We start from the raw sequence: 18695 nt of genomic DNA, 5'->3' as shown, positions 1-18695 counted from the left end.
CGAACATGTTAACGTGTAAACCAATAACGATTAGAGGTTGCATCTGTCATGAATCCTAACCGCAATGGCCTGAACGCCAGATGCGCGGTTGCAAAAGGGGTGGATGCCGAAATGCCGGATTTGTTCAGAAATCCGACATTGGGCCAGTTGGACAACATCCGCTGGACTGTCGCGAACATCGCGGGGCGCTAATGAATCGGATCACGTTTAGTCATTGCAAGAAAAATGATAAGCTGATGGGTTGATTCTCGCCCGTTGGCTTTTTTTGTGAGCGCGAGCAGGAGCGCTTAGAAACCGGAACATAAGTGGCCTTGAACCCAAATGGCCGGGCTTTGGCCATTTAGGCTCAAGGTCCTTATGTGTAGGTTTCTGCGACTGCGAGCGCGTTATAGAAAGCTAGCACAGTATCAGTTACGGCCGCCAGTCGAAAGATGCCTTAAATCTAAACGGGCGGCCGGGTTTTGACCATTGCGTCCAAGGTCCTTATGTGTAGGTTTCTGGGCTGGTTCGCGCGTTATAGAAAGCTACCCAAGAGCCGATTATGAGCCACTCAGTCGAAAAATGCTGTGAGAATCTAAACGGGCCAGCCGTTAGGGCCGACGTCCTTATGTGTAGGTTTCTGCGACTGCGAGCGCGTTATAGAAAGCTAGCACAGTATCAGTTACGGCCGCCAGTCGAAAGATGCCTTAAATCTAAACGGGCGGCCGGGTTTTGACCATTGCGTCCAAGGTCCTTATGCGCAGGTTTCTGGGCTGGTTCGTGCGTTATAGAAAGCTAACCTCACTCCCCGGGCCTCGCATTCTCAACCTATCAAAAACTTCAAAGGAGCAAACTATTGGCACAGTCAGAATCAAATCAAGTCAAACGTGAACTCAAAACTCGCCATCTCTCCATGATTGCCTTAGGCGGCAGCATTGGCACTGGTCTCTTTGTTGCCAGTGGGAGTGCGATTGCCACCGCTGGACCAGGCGGGGCCATTGCTGCGTATGTCGGCATCGGGTTGATGGTCTTTTTCCTAATGACCAGTCTTGGTGAAATGGCTACCTATGTTCCCGTTTCGGGGTCGTTCTCCGAGTATGCTAGCCGATTTGTTGATCCGGCATTTGGGTTCGCACTTGGTTGGAATTATTGGTTTAATTGGGCAATCACGGTGGCCGTTGATGTGTCCACCACCGCAATCGTGATGCATTTTTGGCTGCCAGATGTGCCTGGATGGCTGATTTCAATGGGGTTCTTAGCGTTGATTTTTGTCATCAACATTATTTCTGTTAAGTCCTTTGGTGAAACTGAGTATTGGCTTTCATTAGTCAAAATTGTCACAGTGCTGGTCTTTCTCGTTGTTGGTCTATTGACCATCGTTGGGATCATGGGCGGCAATGGCCCGATTGGTTTGAAAAATTACACAACCGGAGCGGCGCCATTTGTTGGTGGGTTGCCAGCTACCCTAGCCGTTTTCGTCGTTGCTGGTTTTTCTTTTCAAGGGACTGAACTGATTGGCATTACCGCGGGAGAAAGTGCCACGCCGGAAACGAGTATTCCTAAAGCGATTAAACAGGTGTTTTGGCGAATTTTGCTCTTTTATATTTTATCTATTGCGATCATTGCTGCCATCATTCCCTATACCAGCCCGAATTTATTAGGTGCGAGTGTCGATCAAGTTGCGATTTCGCCATTCACTTTGGTATTTGATCGCATTGGGTTAGCAGGAGCGGCCAGTGTCATGAACGCGGTCATCTTGACATCGGTTTTGTCCTCGGCTAACTCAGGGATGTATGCCTCGACCCGCATGTTGTGGGCAATGGGTGGTTCCGGTTTTGCGCCGCGCGTTTTCCAGAAAACGAATAACCGGGGGATTCCAGTTGCGGCACTGCTGTTAACAACCTTGGTTGGTGCTTTCACCTTTTTAACCAGCATTATGGGACCGCATGTCTATCAACTACTGGTTGCAGCTTCTGGTTTGACTGGATTTCTTGCATGGTTAGGCATTGCTGTCTCACATTTTCGCTTTCGGCGCGCTTTCGTGAAGCAAGGACACGATCTGAGTGAACTCAAGTATCATGCAAAATGGTTTCCGGTTGGCCCAATTCTGGCGATTATTATGAGTCTCATTGTCATCGTTGGTCAGGATTTGCAGGCAGTTCAAAATTTTGCCTGGGGTCGATTACTGGTTTCCTACATGTCAATCCCGCTTTTTATTGTCTTATTCGTCTGGTACAAAGTGAAGCATCGGACAAAAATGATTCCGTTAGACCAAGTTGATCTGTCCGCTCACCGAGATCACCGAAATTAACGATGCAAAAAGGCAGTTTCCACACATTGAACTGAGTGGGAACTGCCTTTTTAGGTGATGCTATCACCACTTGAAAGTACCAGTTTCTGATGAGCGTGCTGAAGCTGTTTTGCCGAGATAAAGGCGGCGAATCAACATATAAAGTTGGAAAATAGCACTGTCGTCATCATCAATAATCCAAGTGGCAACCTCGCCTTTGAAATCCGATGGTGCTGCTGCTCTAATGGCGGCTTCATTGTCGACACTGGTAATCACCAGGTCAGCTTCCTGACAAGGCGCATCATCTGGCAACAAATCAACGACACTAAGATCGTCCAGAAAGTTTACCAAACGGCGATTGAGGAGATCATGTCCTAGGTAAACCAGCTTCACTTGCACAACTGGTGTTTCTGAGAAGTATCGCAAATAAGGAGCCAAAAGATAATGAATAATGCGCAAAAATCCTGCATTTTTACCAAGAAAACGACGGTAGGCAGGGGTGTCTGGCAAACCAGCGATGAACGTTTGCAAGGTATGGTACAGCTTAGTCTCTGTGTATGGCAGCCCTTCAGGTTGATAGTAATCCACGATGTGCATGAAATCGCCGCCCAGAAACTCATTGTTCAACGCGATCCGAGCTAGATTCAGAACTAGCTCGTGTTCGTGATAAACATCGAAATCACTGTCAGGTCGAACATGAGCATTCAAAAAAGCCAAGAGTCGCTTAGTGAAATCTGTCGTCACGGTTTTTTTGTCACTTAGGTAGCGGATAAAAGCATCACTCGTGGCGTCAGTTGGTAAAAATGTAATGGTGCGATTTTGCTGAAAGTAGAAGAAGTCGTTTTCGCTTTTCATAAACCGTGTGTCGTAAGCAGGAAACATTTCTTTCGTGTAAACCGGATATTGAAAAGGTGAATACTCATCGAAAATTTTGTCAAATGGCGCCGCGCCGTCAACGAAATGGTTGCCACTTATGCGCACGCGGCTGATGGCCCAAAACAATACTTCTTCAAGAATATCGACCGGATTCTTTTTGGCACTGGGTAAGGCGGTGTATTCCTGAACAATTTTTTGTTCATCTAAAACTTTGAATGGCCAATCGACGCCGTGGTAGCCAATCCAATAGAAGGCGAACAAGAACAATCTGATGCGGCTTTCCTGACCGGCAAAGCCTAAGTCGCTAAAGGACAACTTAAGCTGATACCGTTTAAGAAGATTACGGAGAGCAGACGTCTTGCGAACCAACGTGGAACGGCTGATATAATGGGCACGACAGAACTTGTCTGTGGACGGGTGATTAGCTTGCACAATGTAATCGACAAATTGGAAGGCGATAGCGTGCTGCAACAAATACAGATGATAATCGTCCACTGTAATATCGATATCGACCAGAAGACTGATTTGTTTCCGTTTCATTTTTTCTGGATGTTTTGTTAAAACTGTCAAGTCGCGGAAAAGTTCCTGCAAGATGTTATACCCTTGCTGATAGGAAAGGTCTAGGTGCTGACTGAGGGTATTGATCGTGTATGTTTGCACATTGGTATCTTTGATCGCTGCGAACATTTGGAACTTCTGCAGATCAGCGCGATCTAAAAAAGTTTGTTCATACAGCATGGTACACCCCCTTATCTAAAAGCAATTCACCCCTACCTACGTCAATTATAACAAAAAAAGTAAAAATGATGACAGTTTGTTAGTGAAACATTGAACTTTAGGGAAACCCGCTATTTTCTAAAGCCGAGTAAATGAACAATAACAATTTGGTATAGTTTTTAGACCCGACTTGTACTTGTAACAGGGGTGAATGCCTGCGTCTTGACAAAGTATGACGTATAATAAAAGACACAAAATCGTATTTTAGGGGTGGGGAGTCCATGGAAGCCAATCACGACATCTTTTTGTCGATGTCCGATGCTGAAAAGCTCAATTTGTTTCACGCCATTATCTCGGCACGAATTGCGCAGACGCCGGTGAGAACGCAGTTGGCTGGTGATCACGCACATTATTCGGTTGTCGGCGATGTGAATTTAAAACAAATTGCGGCGATTACTAATCGTAACTATGGGAGTGTCTATAATACCTACACTGGGTTGGTTAACTCTCTGGAGGAGATACTGGGTCGCAAGCATGCGTCCACTAAAATGTTGTTTGCCATTCCAATTGATGAATTTCGCTATGATCTGGTGAAAAAGTCGAACCCATATCGTTTTTTGGACGCAGTTTTATATAAGCGCTATCAAAACTTTGATGACTTTTTAATGGCGTCCGATAGTTCCAAAGCCACCATTTTGCGACATCTGAAACCTATTCGTGGTTACGCCAAAACCAGTGGGGTTCAATTTTCATATGAGACATTGTCGTTTATTGGGTCAGAATTAAATATCCGAATTTTTTTGGGGTTAACATATTGGTTAGCAACGAACGGGGCGGATTGGCCATTTGAAAATATGACGCATGAGCGTGCCAGCGAAATTCTTGATGCCGTTCTTAAAGCCTTTAAAGGCGGCGATGTGAATGTCGTTACACGTGAATTGTTGCTCTATTACATTGCGGTGGCACATCAACGCATTTTGACAGGGCAGGTGTTGACGCATGATCCGGATTCACAGATTTTACGGTATCCAATGCCAAATCTGTTTTCACCAATTGCTGAAGCGCTGACTGACGGACATCCAGTTTTAGATGGCTTATCTGAGCAGCAGCAACAAGGGGAAAGCGATGCGCTCTATTTTCTGTTTAATTTTGCGCCGCTGTATATTGTCAGTGATGGCCCGCTTGAGCGACGTGTGATCGAACGGTACAACCGCTATAATCCCGAAATTTATCAGTTGATTCAAGCCTTCTTTGCGTGTTTTCCATATAACTTTAAGCTACATCTGCAGTTGCCAGAAGAGACGTATAATCTGTTGTTAGCCAATATGCTGAGTGTCACCGTCAGCGTGCTGGTGTTCAAAAAAGACTTCACAACAACTTTACTCGCTGAGTTCAGTTCCAACATGCAGCAGACCAAAGATGATCCGGCTTTCTATGCTCAGATCAAAGCCACGCTTGAAAAAGTAGTGGATGAAGAACATCTCGAATCGTTTGACGGGTACATTGATGTTTTGGCCGAAGCGCTGTATCGCAACTTGCACCAACTACTCATCCAATTTCAGCCGCCAAAGAAAATTGTGGTTGCGCCAGTTGTTGAACAAACGATTACCGGCTATATTGACTTGCTAGCGTTTTTGCACGCTATCCCATTTGTCGAATTAGCGTCGCCCAATGCTAATCTGAAAGATGCCGATTTGGTCATCACGACTTCGGTTGCGCCAGTCAAAAAAGTAGCCGGCAAGGCACAGATATTCCCATGGCATATCAATGTTAGCAATGACCACTACGGCCAACTGTATGCCTTACTCCGTGAACTTTGGGATAAAAAGGTTTTAGAAGATGCCCGGTTCATTTATTAAAAGACAAATAGCTGCTTGCATTTGGGCCAAGAGGACTGGCTCCCATTATTTTTGAATAAAAACACTATGGGCGCTTGTTAATCAGTGCTAAATGCGGTAATTTTAAGAACGAATAGCAAACACGTCTGAAGCGTCTATTGGATGATCAAGAGAGACAGCGGTTGGTGAAAGCTGTCAGCCATCCATATTCCAGCGCCTTAGTGGGTAGTGATGAACTGCACGGCCACTGACCGTTATCAGTTATTGAGGGTGGCGCATAGGCGTCAAACTTGGGTGGCACCGCGGAATGGCCTTTCGTCCCAACGAGATGGAAGGCTTTTTGTGTGCACTGAGATTTCAGACGCATCATGACCATATGAGGAGGACAAACCATGTTAGATTTAAAACTGATCCGGCAAAAACCGGAATGGGCCAAGGAAAAGTTAGCTGCACGTGCGATTAAAGGTGAAGAGATTGATGAATTATTAGCTTTGGATACGCGCCGGCGTCAGGTGACCGTTCAAACTGAAGAGCTTAAAGCCAAGCGCAATGATGTTTCAGGCCAAATTGCGGTTATGAAACGTAACAAGGAAAATGCTGACGATCAAATCAAGGCCATGCGGGAAGTAGGCCAAAAGATTGCGGCTTTAGACAAAGAACTCGCCCAGCTGAATGAAAAAGTAACCTACATTCTCGTCCGATTGCCAAACTTTCCGGCTGATGACGTGCCAATGTCGTTAAATGAAGACGATTCCCGTGAAGAATACAAATGGGGAAACATGCCAACGTTTGATTTTGAACCAAAGCATCACTGGGATATTGGTGAAAAATTAGGCATTCTGGATTTTGAACGCGCGGCGAAGGTTGCCGGTAGCAGATTTGTTTACTATAAGGGTGCTGGTGCACGTCTTGAACGCGCCGTCTATAACTTCTTCTTGGATGAGCACCAAAAAGAAGGGTATGAAGAAATCATTCCCCCATACCTCGTTAACAATGATTCTATGTTCGGTACTGGTCAATTTCCAAAGTTCACTGATGCGACCTATACGATCACGAATGATGGTGAACCACTGACTCTGATTCCAACAGCAGAAGTGCCTTTGGTCAACTATTATCGGAATGACATTATTGATGCTGAAAAACTTCCAGTTAATTTCACCGCACTTACACCGGCTTTTCGTTCTGAAGCTGGCAGTGCCGGTCGCGATACTCGCGGCTTGATCCGGATGCATCAATTTAATAAGGTCGAAATGGTCAAGTTCTGCAAGCCTGAAGACTCTTGGAAACAACTTCAAAACTTGATTCACGATGCCGAAGATCTTTTGCAAAAGCTCGGATTGCCTTATCATGTCATCACGCTGGCAAGTAATGACGCTAGCTTCACCAGTGCGAAGACGAATGATCTGGAAGTATGGATGCCAGCGCAAGATCGCTATCGTGAGATCTCAAGCTGCAGCAATTGCACTGATTTCCAAGCGCGTCGTGCACAAATTCGCTATCGTGATGACGATGGCAAATTGCAGTTTGTCCACACGCTCAATGGCTCAGGGCTTGCTGTAGGGCGAACAGTAGCTTCTATTTTGGAAAATTATCAGCAAGCTGATGGTTCTGTGAAAATTCCTGATGTGATTGTACCATACATGCAAGGACAAACCGCAATCACCAAGGAAGATTAATTGTTTCATGCATCTTTATGCAGTGAATCGCAAATGATTCACTGCTTTTTTAATGCAAACGTTCGGACTTTAAATTCTTAGCAAAACCTCATTTAAAAAGTGTTGACGCGGGTTCGTAAAGTTGATAATATATTCTCCGTTGTCAAATTCATAACCGATTCCGAAATTCATATCGGTTGCATGTTTATTCAAAAAGTTGTTGACATATTTCAACAGCTAGTGATAATATATGAAAGTTGTCTTTTGACAAGGTCGTCCTTTGAAAACTGAACAAAGTTTCGTTTAAATGTGCAGGGTCCTTGGTACTTCGGTACCGAGGCAAAAAGTAACATTTGCGAAGTCAATTCGCTAGAACAACAAATCGAGCTATTCGAACAGCTCATATTTATATGAGAGTTTGATCCTGGCTCAGGATGAACGCTGGCGGCGTGCCTAATACATGCAAGTCGAACGAGTTCTCGTTGATGATCGGTGCTTGCACCGAGATTCAACATGGAACGAGTGGCGGACGGGTGAGTAACACGTGGGTAACCTGCCCTTAAGTGGGGGATAACATTTGGAAACAGATGCTAATACCGCATAGATCCAAGAACCGCATGGTTCTTGGCTGAAAGATGGCGTAAGCTATCGCTTTTGGATGGACCCGCGGCGTATTAGCTAGTTGGTGAGGTAACGGCTCACCAAGGCGATGATACGTAGCCGAACTGAGAGGTTGATCGGCCACATTGGGACTGAGACACGGCCCAAACTCCTACGGGAGGCAGCAGTAGGGAATCTTCCACAATGGACGCAAGTCTGATGGAGCAACGCCGCGTGAGTGAAGAAGGCTTTCGGGTCGTAAAACTCTGTTGTTGGAGAAGAATGGTCGGCAGAGTAACTGTTGTCGGCGTGACGGTATCCAACCAGAAAGCCACGGCTAACTACGTGCCAGCAGCCGCGGTAATACGTAGGTGGCAAGCGTTATCCGGATTTATTGGGCGTAAAGCGAGCGCAGGCGGTTTTTTAAGTCTGATGTGAAAGCCCTCGGCTTAACCGAGGAAGCGCATCGGAAACTGGGAAACTTGAGTGCAGAAGAGGACAGTGGAACTCCATGTGTAGCGGTGAAATGCGTAGATATATGGAAGAACACCAGTGGCGAAGGCGGCTGTCTGGTCTGTAACTGACGCTGAGGCTCGAAAGCATGGGTAGCGAACAGGATTAGATACCCTGGTAGTCCATGCCGTAAACGATGAATGCTAGGTGTTGGAGGGTTTCCGCCCTTCAGTGCCGCAGCTAACGCATTAAGCATTCCGCCTGGGGAGTACGACCGCAAGGTTGAAACTCAAAGGAATTGACGGGGGCCCGCACAAGCGGTGGAGCATGTGGTTTAATTCGAAGCAACGCGAAGAACCTTACCAGGTCTTGACATCTTTTGATCACCTGAGAGATCAGGTTTCCCCTTCGGGGGCAAAATGACAGGTGGTGCATGGTTGTCGTCAGCTCGTGTCGTGAGATGTTGGGTTAAGTCCCGCAACGAGCGCAACCCTTATGACTAGTTGCCAGCATTTAGTTGGGCACTCTAGTAAGACTGCCGGTGACAAACCGGAGGAAGGTGGGGATGACGTCAAATCATCATGCCCCTTATGACCTGGGCTACACACGTGCTACAATGGATGGTACAACGAGTTGCGAGACCGCGAGGTCAAGCTAATCTCTTAAAGCCATTCTCAGTTCGGACTGTAGGCTGCAACTCGCCTACACGAAGTCGGAATCGCTAGTAATCGCGGATCAGCACGCCGCGGTGAATACGTTCCCGGGCCTTGTACACACCGCCCGTCACACCATGAGAGTTTGTAACACCCGAAGCCGGTGGCGTAACCCTTTTAGGGAGCGAGCCGTCTAAGGTGGGACAAATGATTAGGGTGAAGTCGTAACAAGGTAGCCGTAGGAGAACCTGCGGCTGGATCACCTCCTTTCTAAGGAAACAGACTGAAAGTCTGACGGAAACCTGCACACACGAAACTTTGTTTAGTTTTGAGAGGATAACCTCTTCACGCCTATCGGGCCTATAGCTCAGTTGGTTAGAGCGCACGCTTGATAAGCGTGAGGTCGATGGTTCAAGTCCATCTAGGCCCATCAAGCGTACGCTTGTTAATTGAACAACCCTTATGGGGGATTAGCTCAGCTGGGAGAGCGCCTGCTTTGCAAGCAGGAGGTCATCGGTTCGATCCCGTTATCCTCCATTGGCCGAAAGGCCAATGACCGACGAAAGTCGGCTACTTTGTTCTTTGAAAACTGGATATCATTGTATTAATTGTTTTAAATTGCCGAGAACACAGCGTATTTGTATGAGTTTCTGAAAAAGAAATTCGCATCGCATAACCGCTGACGCAAGTCAGTACAGGTTAAGTTACAAAGGGCGCACGGTGGATGCCTTGGCACTAGGAGCCGATGAAGGACGGAACTAATACCGATATGCTTCGGGGAGCTATAAGTAAGCTTTGATCCGGAGATTTACGAATGGGGGAACCCAGTACACATCAGTGTATTGCTTGTCAGTGAATACATAGCTGGCCGGCGGCAGACGCGGGGAACTGAAACATCTCAGTACCCGCAGGAAGAGAAAGAAAACTCGATTCCCATAGTAGCGGCGAGCGAAGTGGGAAGAGCCCAAACCGAGAAGCTTGCTTCTCGGGGTTGTAGGACTGGACATTGGAGTTACCAAAGTCCGACGTAGTCGAAGTCAGCTGGAAAGCTGCGCCACAGAAGGTGAAAGCCCTGTAAGCGAAACGTCGAACCCTCCGTCCAGGATCCTGAGTACGGCGGAACACGTGAAATTCCGTCGGAATCCGGGAGGACCATCTCCCAAGGCTAAATACTCCCTAGTGACCGATAGTGAACCAGTACCGTGAGGGAAAGGTGAAAAGCACCCCGGAAGGGGAGTGAAACAGTTCCTGAAACCGTGTGCCTACAATTAGTCAAAGCCCGTTAATGGGTAATGGCGTGCCTTTTGTAGAATGAACCGGCGAGTTACGTTTGCTTGCGAGGTTAAGATGAAAAGTCGGAGCCGTAGCGAAAGCGAGTCTGAACAGGGCGAATGAGTAAGCAGATGTAGACCCGAAACCAAGTGACCTACCCATGACCAGGTTGAAGGTGTGGTGAAACACACTGGAGGACCGAACCCATGTATGTTGAAAAATGCTGGGATGAGTTGTGGGTAGCGGTGAAATTCCAAACGAACTTGGAGATAGCTGGTTCTCTCCGAAATAGCTTTAGGGTTAGCCTCGGAGGATGGATCATGGAGGTAGAGCACTGTTTGAACTAGGGGCCCATCAAGGGTTACTGAATTCAGATAAACTCCGAATACCATCGATCTTACTCCGGGAGTCAGACAGTGAGCGATAAGGTCCATTGTCGAAAGGGGAACAGCCCAGATCACCAGTTAAGGTCCCTAAATTTATGCTAAGTGGAAAAGGATGTGGCGTTGCACAGACAACTAGGATGTTGGCTCAGAAGCAGCCACCATTTAAAGAGTGCGTAATAGCTCACTAGTCGAGTGGCACTGCGCCGAAAATATACCGGGGCTAAGCATAATACCGAAACTGTGGGTGCACCCGTAAGGGTGCGCGGTAGGAGAGCGTTCTAAGGGCGTTGAAGGTCGATCGTGAGGACGGCTGGAGCGCTTAGAAGTGAGAATGCCGGCATGAGTAGCGAAAGATCAGTGAGAATCTGATCCACCGTATGACTAAGGTTTCCTGGGGAAGGCTCGTCCTCCCAGGGTTAGTCGGGATCTAAGGCGAGGCCGAGAGGCGTAGTCGATGACAAGCAGGTTGAGATTCCTGCACTAGTTTATTTTGTTTAAGCGATGGAGGGACGCAGGAGGCTAAGGAAAGCGCACGACTGGAAATGTGCGCCCAAGCAGCAAGTCTGACAGCGAGTGAAATGCTTGCAGTCTTAAGGACAAGCTGTGATGGGGAGCGAAATTATAGTAGCGAAGTTCCTGATGTCACACTGCCAAGAAAAGCTTCTAGTGAGAAATAAACTACCCGTACCGCAAACCGACACAGGTAGTCGAGGAGAGTATCCTCAGGTGAGCGAGCGAACTCTCGTTAAGGAACTCGGCAAAATGACCCCGTAACTTCGGAAGAAGGGGTGCTGACCGCAAGGTCAGCCGCAGTGAATAGGCCCAAACAACTGTTTATCAAAAACACAGGTCTCTGCTAAATCGTAAGATGATGTATAGGGGCTGACGCCTGCCCGGTGCTGGAAGGTTAAGAGGATGAGTTAGCGCAAGCGAAGCCCAGAATTGAAGCCCCAGTAAACGGCGGCCGTAACTATAACGGTCCTAAGGTAGCGAAATTCCTTGTCGGGTAAGTTCCGACCCGCACGAAAGGCGTAATGATTTGGGCACTGTCTCAACGAGAGACTCGGTGAAATTATAGTACCCGTGAAGATGCGGGTTACCCGCGACAGGACGGAAAGACCCCATGGAGCTTTACTGTAGCTTGATATTGAGTGTTTGTACCGCTTGTACAGGATAGGTAGGAGCCGTAGAGATCGGAACGCTAGTTTCGATGGAGGCGTTGGTGGGATACTACCCTAGCTGTATGAACACTCTAACCCGCGCCACTAATCGTGGCGGGAGACAGTGTCAGGTAGGCAGTTTGACTGGGGCGGTCGCCTCCTAAAATGTAACGGAGGCGCCCAAAGGTTCCCTCAGAATGGTTGGAAATCATTCGCAGAGTGTAAAGGTATAAGGGAGCTTGACTGCGAGACTGACAAGTCGAGCAGGGACGAAAGTCGGGCTTAGTGATCCGGTGGTTCCGTATGGAAGGGCCATCGCTCAACGGATAAAAGCTACCCTGGGGATAACAGGCTTATCTCCCCCAAGAGTCCACATCGACGGGGAGGTTTGGCACCTCGATGTCGGCTCATCGCATCCTGGGGCTGTAGTCGGTCCCAAGGGTTGGGCTGTTCGCCCATTAAAGCGGTACGCGAGCTGGGTTCAGAACGTCGTGAGACAGTTCGGTCCCTATCCGTCGCGGGCGCAGGAAATTTGAGAGGAGCTGTCCTTAGTACGAGAGGACCGGGATGGACGTTCCGCTGGTGTACCAGTTGTGCCGCCAGGCGCATCGCTGGGTAGCTATGAACGGCAGGGATAAACGCTGAAAGCATCTAAGTGTGAAGCCCCCCTCGAGATGAGATTTCCCATTCCTATATGGAAGTAAGACCCCTGAGAGATGATCAGGTAGATAGGCTGGAAGTGGAAGTGCAGCGATGCATGGAGCGGACCAGTACTAATCGGTCGAGGACTTAACCAAGTAAGCGTGCAAGCAGGCGCAGGTTTCTGCGACTGCGAACACATTTCGATGACAAGTACGTTAGGTTCAAGGCAGCAATTAAACAATGATAGCCAGTTTTGAGAGCGCAAAGTTCTCATAAGTGTGGTGGCGATAGCAAGAAGGATACACCTGTTCCCATGCCGAACACAGAAGTTAAGCTTCTTCACGCCGAGAGTAGTTGGTGGGAAACTGCCTGCGAGGGTAGGAAGCTGCCACGCTTTTTTTATTCCGGTTTAGCTCAGTTGGTAGAGCACCTGACTGTTAATCAGGTTGTCGTCAGTTCGAGCCTGACAACCGGAGCTCATGAGACATCCTGCAAAGGGTGTCTTTTTTTAATATTATTTGCAGGTCTTTAAACAAGGATTAAGAACAGGCTGGACCAGTCATGAATAACTGGTTTAACTTGACCCGCTGTACGATCACTCTCATAATATGTACCAGCCATCACAAATGAAAGAAGTGACAGACATGGACAATCGATTACAATTACGCCAACAAAATAAAAAGCACGCCCATCGTGGACTTAAGATCTTTTCAATTATCATGGGTGTGTTGATCTTGCTCATTATCGCAGGGGTTTTCTTTTTCCCTCAACTGAATAACACGGTTCGTAATGTGACGGGTAATGACACGCCTGTTGATTCTGCAGTTAAAGCTCGTCTCGTTTCCGGCATTACAGCTCAAAAGACTGGTGATGCGACAACCGATGCAGCTATCCAACGGGCTGCCGATACGTTGAAAGCAACCAAAATGAGTACGATTATGGCTGCGGCTAAGGATCAAGATCAGGCTGCTTCACTTTTACAAAAGGCATCTGGTGTTAATCATAGTCAAGCAGAAATGGCTGCTGCGGCGCTTTTTCAGGAGAGTTCTGTAACGCCAATTCGCCAAGCGATTGCATCAGGCGATTACTATCAGGCTTATCAAGATGCTAAAACGCTGCAACAACAGGGTGGAACAAGTGCCTTAACTAGTTTCTTGTCAGGACAATGACTCAGAGCATCGATTAACCTGCAACACAATCATTCGAAAGCTGAATGTTGTGTTGCAGGTTTTTTTAATAAGAATGCGCCTCGAATGTGTGAAAAGGTAAGAGGCGCTTTTATGTAAAAGAAAAGCCACTCCCGAAGAAATGGCTTTTGATCTTAAATCTTGTTGGGGTGATTTTGTGAGTGAACGCGATACGAGAAAATGAGTTCGTTATGTGCGCGAATCAATCGGCCCGATACTGTCTGGTCTGACATCACCATGCCACCTGGCAGTAATGCATGGTGGTACTGATAACCAGGGAAAAAAGGTGCCGTTAGTTCGAACTGATGACCTGTCTTTGTGTGCAAGACCTGCACATCACGTAAGTCTTGTTGATGTTCATCCACATATTTAATCACCAATGTTGCTGGTGTCGGCTGTGACGTTAAAGAGGCTGTTGCGCTGTAAATAAAGATCAGTTGTTGTTCATCTTTGGTCATGACTCCGACCACTGTAGGATCGCCAACCTCACTGCCATCTGGTAGAACAGCCTTCTGAAAGTTATAGCCAATCAGAGTTGGTGCCGTTAGCCGAAAACGCTGACCCACCGCGTTCGTTAAATGGTTCTCAGGTCCAAGCGACTTGCCGGTCTCATCAACATAATGAATGGTTAATTTTACTTGTGCCAAAATGTCCCTTCCTCTGTGATGTCCAGAAAATGTTGCGGTTAAGCATTGCGAGCTGTGAAGCGTGCTTGTTTGATGGTCGGGTTTTCGAGCTCATCTAGCAAGGCAACGGCAAGTGTGTCGCTATTTAAGACAGATTTGCCGCTATCATCTTTCAACAGCTCGTCTTTACCACGTACGTAGGCTGTAGCTGGTCCAGGCTGAAAGTTAGCGCTTGGCGAAATACCAAGCCAGTTTACATTATCGGTCCACCGTAACAACTGCAGTTCCCGAAATTGATTCAATGGTGTATTAATAAAAGCAGCAGCGTGTGGATCTTTTTTTAGTGTATCATACAATGTCTGGTCGCCATTCTTTAGACTGCCTGCGCCGAGAATAAAAATCACACGTGGCTTATCAGTGTTGCGTAACTCATGAATTAAGTGGTCGGCCAGATCAATGTGGAGATAAGCTTGCTCAACAGTTGTCGCAAAAGCATCAATAACAGCGTCATAACCCGTCAACTGCTCGCGCGTCAACGTGAACGCATCTTGTTGAATCAGATCTGCATCCGGTGGCAAGATTCCAACACTTTTATCTGGATGGCGAACATAACCGGTCACTTCATGGCCTCGTTTGAGGGCCTCCTTAAAAATAGCCGAACCTGCATGTCCTGTGGCACCAATAATCGCAATCTTCATCTAAAACAACATCCTTTCATGACGATTCGTTTCTTTTTCATGATACACTTACAAAAAGTAGATGGACAATCATTTTAACTTAGAAAATGATTCTGCCAATGATCTCATTTACCATCAAAAAATGCTTTACAGTGCGATAGTGCTCCTGTATAATCTTATTTGTTGTTCAGCAATGGCCCGTTGGTCAAGTGGTTAAGACACCGCCCTTTCACGGCGGTAACATGGGTTCAAATCCCGTACGGGTCAGTATGCCGGCTTAGCTCAGTTGGTAGAGCATCGGTATCGTAAACCGAGGGTCACAGGTTCGACTCCTGCAGCCGGCATTCGTTTGCGTTCTTTAGCCTCTTTTAGCTTTATAGAATGCCTTTAAATCAACGTTTTAGCCCTTCTAGCTTTTGTTAGGAGGGCTTTGTTTTTGTATTGAGGGGGACAAAAAGGGGACAAAGATATTCAAAGCCGATCCATGGCAGCCGTGGCTTTCAAAGCTTCTTTCTTTTTCTGAGAGTCCAAAAGATGACCGTATACTCGCATGGTGATTGTGATGTCTGAATGGCCAAGACGTTTTGAGATGTAATAGATGTCAATGCCTTGACTAATTAGATAGCTAACGTGGCTGTGACGTAGGCCGTGGAAAGTAATTTGTTTTTCTTTTGGGATCCCTGCATCGCTTTGCAAAATCGCAAGTGCCTTATTGCAGGCTGTGTCAGTAATGACCGTGTGCCATTGATTCCGCATGATCATTTGATCGGCATCTCTATAACCAGTTCGCAAGTATGCTGCCATTTGCTCTTGATGAATGCGCTCGAGTAGCTTAATAACTGCTGGTGACACTTCAATATCTCGTATTGACGCTTCGGTTTTTGTCGGCTTGAATCCAGTCCCATACTGATGATCCCAAGAACGGGTAACATGTATCACATTGTTAATAGTATCTATATCAGCCCACGTGAGCGCTAGAGTCTCAGAAACCCGCATGCCTGTCATTGCCCCTAAATACACTGCTAGCGCCCCTATGCTTCGATATGAAGCCTTCTCGGCCGCCTGAGACTTAACCTGTGAAAAGTCTTCCTGATCAAGCACTTTAACTTTGCTTCCTGAACGGATTCCACCAACCTTGGCACCAAAAGTGAAGTCAGAAAAGAGCAGACGATCATTGATGGCTGCCTTAACCATTGAGCGGACATAGCTATTCATCTTGCTGACAATATCCTTTGAGCGTTCGCGAGGGCCTTTGCGTGTGGTCTCTTTCTTGCGGTCCTTACCGGCAGCAAAATCATTCAAGAAGCGTTGCCATTCGATTGGACGGATTGAGCCAAGCTCACGGCCGTCAAAACGTGACTTCAAATGTTTTCTTAGCAACGTGTATCTATATTCAGTATTGAGGGACTTATCGCCTGACTTATAAGCATCAATCCATTGATCCCAATAATCCAAAAACAGTGTCCCAGCTTTGGAAGGATCACCGCCACGTTTGAGGTCATCTTCTACAGCTTCTGCAGCATCTTGCGCAGATGATTTGAGACGATACCCACCGTGTGAAGCAACCAGCTGTTTACCAGCGGAATCCGTATACTTAACCCTGTATTCCCAATATTTGCCGCGTTTCCTAAATGTTGCCATGCAATCTTCCTCCTTTTCTGGTAAAATTTAGTATACAAAGAGCCTTATGACTCCGAGTAATTGTTTAGCGTCTACCCGTTCACTTTGGTCGGTGGGGTAGGCGCTTTTTATTTTGTATTCAGCCCCACTCTCCGGCTTGCACGGGGACGCCGCTTGCGTGGGGGAAGGGACTACAGTCCCAGAAGTTGCTTCTTTTTAGCATTGAACTCTTGCTCACTAATAATGCCATCATCTAAAAGCTTTTTCAGTTTTCGAAGATCAGCATCATCAATCATGTTCGTTTTGTCATTTTTATTAGAACCGGTTTCAGCCGGACCATGATCGGACACCACATCTGTAATGGATGAAGCTTTCTTTGAAGCAAAAGGCATATCCTTATATCCGTTTTTGAGCGGCAGGCCCACTACAATAAACAAAAATACCAGCCAACGAATAGCAGAAACAATGCCACCGGTAAGCAAGTCAACTGCCGTTTGCGAGAGAAGCAAGAATACAATTGCAACACCAGTAATTGTATATTCAAGCCACTTCACGGGACGGCGTTTGGAAGTTGAAACATAAACAATTCCAACGATTAGTCCTAAAATGCCGGACATAATTACCAGCCCTTCTTCAGACTGAACGACCATCTCCATATTTGTGCCTCTATAAAAGGCTAAAAGCCTGCCAAAAACGGTTGTATCATAGAACGCCCATAATGCCGTTACAATCAGCAGAACACCAGCAACCAAGCGGCGAACAATCAATTTGTTTTCCTTCATGTTTTTCCTCCAAATTAATATAATAAAATCCAGCTTTTAACGTCGATCAGGGTTTGGACGTAAGATTATTTAAATGCGTATGACCCGACAACTTTACCAATCACTTCAATATTGTCCGTGTCGTCAGCGTAGAAATCTGGGTAGATACGTTCGCCAGTTTCTTCATCTACGTCATCATTCAATGACCGAAGGCAGAGACGGTTCTCTTCAAAAATCAGTTTCTTGATAAATGTCATGTCATCAATGTCAACTACCGCGATCATGCCGTTAGTGACATCTTGTGTTTTCTGAACAAAGACGAGCTCACCATCATCATAGGTAGGGTGCATACTGTCGCCGACAACTTTAAAGCAGTAATCGTAGTGAGACGGAATGGCACTATCCGGGATCTTAACTGTGTCCATTGGTTCATTACGATCATCATTAAAGGCACCATATCCAGCGGCCACAATACCATCAACCTCAACATTGAACTCTGGTTCATCGAGATTACGTTCTACACGCGCTTCATCTAAGCTGACAACGTTGTCTGGACTTTGCTGTTCATTGAGCTGCTTTTCGGCATATGAAGCAACTTTTTGCACGCGAGGCGTTACTAGTTCTTTAACAACATCATTAATTTCGTCAATTGCGGTTTGCCGTACATCAATCACCATTGATTTAGTGTCAATTGACTTCTTAACAATAGCCGCATCGTACAGTGCTTGCGGAGTTACCCCAAGTGCTTTGGCGTATTTAATGATGGAATTTTCATCGAGTGCTCTATTCTGATTTTCATGATTTGAAATAGTGTTCTGGGCAATGCCGGTAATCCTGCTAAGGTCAGCCTGAGTCATTTTCTTTTGCTTCCTTAGTTCCTTAATTACAGGTCCCAGAATATTTGCAGATTTGTTTGGCATTTTGTCCACCTCTTATGGGTTAATAATATCACATATGTGGGCATAATCAAGAAAAATATCTCACAATGAGAAATTTGCTGTTGCAATCTATATCTCAACGTGAGATACTAATGATGTTGAAAGCGAGGTGACATCAAATGCTAGCTGGAGCAACTAAACAAGACTTACGTGTAGAATTTCTAAAACCTAAAGACAAACTGCGTGGAGAGCGCAATCGGCGCCGTTGGACAACATCATATGTTGGCGCAATGGTTGGCCTTAGCCGTAGGCAATATGAGCTAAAAGAAAAAGGAATGTATCCATTTAACGATTATGAAATGTTAATCATTGCCAGAGCGATGGAAATTCCTGTTGGAGCTCTTTTTTTTGAAGACTAATATCTC

At 46.5% G+C, this 18695-nt stretch carries 11 protein-coding genes, 5 tRNA genes, 3 rRNA genes and 1 riboswitch; of the genes, 13 read left to right on the top strand and 6 right to left on the bottom strand.

The window, feature by feature from the left end; translation table 11 throughout:
• Positions 1-23: 23 nt before the first annotated feature.
• Positions 24-199, top strand: a riboswitch (Lysine riboswitch).
• Positions 200-835: 636 nt separating this feature from the next.
• Positions 836-2290, top strand: coding sequence for an amino acid permease (locus LBPC_RS09325; RefSeq protein WP_003573317.1), 1455 nt, complete (start codon positions 836-838; stop codon positions 2288-2290).
• A 63-nt stretch (positions 2291-2353) separates the two neighbouring features.
• Here the strand turns inward: LBPC_RS09325 and LBPC_RS09320 are convergent, their stop codons facing one another.
• Positions 2354-3883, bottom strand: coding sequence for a helix-turn-helix domain-containing protein (locus LBPC_RS09320; protein ID WP_003566131.1), 1530 nt, complete (start codon positions 3881-3883; stop codon positions 2354-2356).
• Between the two features lie 260 nt (positions 3884-4143).
• Between LBPC_RS09320 and LBPC_RS09315 the strand changes: the two genes are divergently transcribed.
• The 9 genes from LBPC_RS09315 to LBPC_RS09275 all read left to right on the top strand — a co-directional run bounded on the left by LBPC_RS09315 (position 4144) and on the right by LBPC_RS09275 (position 13690).
• Positions 4144-5721 (top strand): helix-turn-helix domain-containing protein, encoded by a 1578-nt coding sequence (locus LBPC_RS09315; protein WP_003591137.1) that lies wholly within the window; start codon positions 4144-4146, stop codon positions 5719-5721.
• Positions 5722-6092: 371 nt separating this feature from the next.
• Positions 6093-7376: a serine--tRNA ligase gene (gene serS, locus LBPC_RS09310; protein WP_004562115.1), complete on the top strand. Its 1284-nt coding sequence runs from the start codon at positions 6093-6095 to the stop codon at positions 7374-7376.
• A gap of 385 nt (positions 7377-7761) precedes the next feature.
• Positions 7762-9331: ribosomal RNA gene (locus LBPC_RS09305) — 16S ribosomal RNA — on the top strand.
• Between the two features lie 86 nt (positions 9332-9417).
• Positions 9418-9491 (top strand) — tRNA-Ile (locus tag LBPC_RS09300).
• A gap of 34 nt (positions 9492-9525) precedes the next feature.
• Positions 9526-9598 (top strand) — tRNA-Ala (locus LBPC_RS09295).
• 160 nt (positions 9599-9758) lie between these two features.
• Positions 9759-12676, top strand: a 23S ribosomal RNA gene (locus tag LBPC_RS09290).
• Positions 12677-12798: 122 nt separating this feature from the next.
• Positions 12799-12915 (top strand): 5S ribosomal RNA (gene rrf / locus LBPC_RS09285).
• The 16S, 23S and 5S rRNA genes sit together here with 3 tRNA genes alongside, the layout of an rRNA operon.
• Positions 12916-12924: 9 nt before the next feature.
• Positions 12925-12997, top strand: a tRNA-Asn gene (locus LBPC_RS09280).
• A 168-nt stretch (positions 12998-13165) separates the two neighbouring features.
• Positions 13166-13690, top strand: coding sequence for a hypothetical protein (locus LBPC_RS09275; protein ID WP_003566817.1), 525 nt, complete (start codon positions 13166-13168; stop codon positions 13688-13690).
• Positions 13691-13842: 152 nt separating this feature from the next.
• On the opposite strand, the gene LBPC_RS09270 is transcribed toward LBPC_RS09275, so the two are convergent.
• The gene (locus LBPC_RS09270; RefSeq protein WP_003575678.1) at positions 13843-14355 is read right to left on the bottom strand and encodes a MucBP domain-containing protein; all 513 of its coding nucleotides are present in this window, start codon (positions 14353-14355) and stop codon (positions 13843-13845) included.
• 38 nt (positions 14356-14393) lie between these two features.
• Positions 14394-15032: an NAD(P)-dependent oxidoreductase gene (locus tag LBPC_RS09265; RefSeq protein WP_003566819.1), complete on the bottom strand. Its 639-nt coding sequence runs from the start codon at positions 15030-15032 to the stop codon at positions 14394-14396.
• A gap of 174 nt (positions 15033-15206) precedes the next feature.
• On the opposite strand from LBPC_RS09265, the gene LBPC_RS09260 reads away from it, so the two are divergent.
• A tRNA-Glu gene (locus LBPC_RS09260) sits at positions 15207-15278 on the top strand.
• 4 nt (positions 15279-15282) lie between these two features.
• Positions 15283-15355: transfer RNA gene (locus LBPC_RS09255), tRNA-Thr, on the top strand.
• Between the two features lie 127 nt (positions 15356-15482).
• Here LBPC_RS09255 and LBPC_RS09250 read toward each other — a convergent pair.
• The 3 genes from LBPC_RS09250 to LBPC_RS09240 form a co-directional block, all read right to left on the bottom strand.
• A complete protein-coding gene (locus LBPC_RS09250) occupies positions 15483-16652 on the bottom strand; it encodes a site-specific integrase (RefSeq protein WP_003660441.1) in 1170 nt (389 codons plus the stop codon).
• A gap of 170 nt (positions 16653-16822) precedes the next feature.
• Positions 16823-17413: an SHOCT domain-containing protein gene (locus LBPC_RS09245; protein WP_003660443.1), complete on the bottom strand. Its 591-nt coding sequence runs from the start codon at positions 17411-17413 to the stop codon at positions 16823-16825.
• A gap of 65 nt (positions 17414-17478) precedes the next feature.
• The gene (locus LBPC_RS09240) at positions 17479-18249 is read right to left on the bottom strand and encodes a LexA family transcriptional regulator (protein WP_050396397.1); all 771 of its coding nucleotides are present in this window, start codon (positions 18247-18249) and stop codon (positions 17479-17481) included.
• Between the two features lie 200 nt (positions 18250-18449).
• Here LBPC_RS09240 and LBPC_RS09235 point away from each other — a divergent pair, with 200 nt between their 5' ends.
• Positions 18450-18689 carry a helix-turn-helix transcriptional regulator gene (locus tag LBPC_RS09235; protein ID WP_003660445.1) on the top strand — a complete coding sequence of 80 codons (240 nt, stop codon included), beginning with the start codon at positions 18450-18452 and terminating at the stop codon, positions 18687-18689.
• Positions 18690-18695: the final 6 nt, after the last annotated feature.

Source organism: Lacticaseibacillus paracasei subsp. paracasei (assembly GCF_000829035.1).
Taxonomy (GTDB): Bacteria; Bacillota; Bacilli; order Lactobacillales; family Lactobacillaceae; genus Lacticaseibacillus; species Lacticaseibacillus paracasei.
This window is presented reverse-complemented; position numbering and strand designations above follow the sequence as displayed.

What these genes read in the sequence shown, in the direction of transcription:
- LBPC_RS09320 (WP_003566131.1), bottom strand. Translation starts at nt 3,883, where the DNA reads ATGCTGTATGAACAAACTTTTTTAGATCGCGCTGATCTGCAGAAGTTC.
- LBPC_RS09315 (WP_003591137.1), top strand. Translation starts at nt 4,144, where the DNA reads ATGGAAGCCAATCACGACATCTTTTTGTCGATGTCCGATGCTGAAAAG.
- serS (WP_004562115.1), top strand. Translation starts at nt 6,093, where the DNA reads ATGTTAGATTTAAAACTGATCCGGCAAAAACCGGAATGGGCCAAGGAA.
- LBPC_RS09275 (WP_003566817.1), top strand. Translation starts at nt 13,166, where the DNA reads ATGGACAATCGATTACAATTACGCCAACAAAATAAAAAGCACGCCCAT.
- LBPC_RS09265 (WP_003566819.1), bottom strand. Translation starts at nt 15,032, where the DNA reads ATGAAGATTGCGATTATTGGTGCCACAGGACATGCAGGTTCGGCTATT.
- LBPC_RS09250 (WP_003660441.1), bottom strand. Translation starts at nt 16,652, where the DNA reads ATGGCAACATTTAGGAAACGCGGCAAATATTGGGAATACAGGGTTAAG.
- LBPC_RS09245 (WP_003660443.1), bottom strand. Translation starts at nt 17,413, where the DNA reads ATGAAGGAAAACAAATTGATTGTTCGCCGCTTGGTTGCTGGTGTTCTG.
- LBPC_RS09240 (WP_050396397.1), bottom strand. Translation starts at nt 18,249, where the DNA reads ATGACTCAGGCTGACCTTAGCAGGATTACCGGCATTGCCCAGAACACT.
- LBPC_RS09235 (WP_003660445.1), top strand. Translation starts at nt 18,450, where the DNA reads ATGCTAGCTGGAGCAACTAAACAAGACTTACGTGTAGAATTTCTAAAA.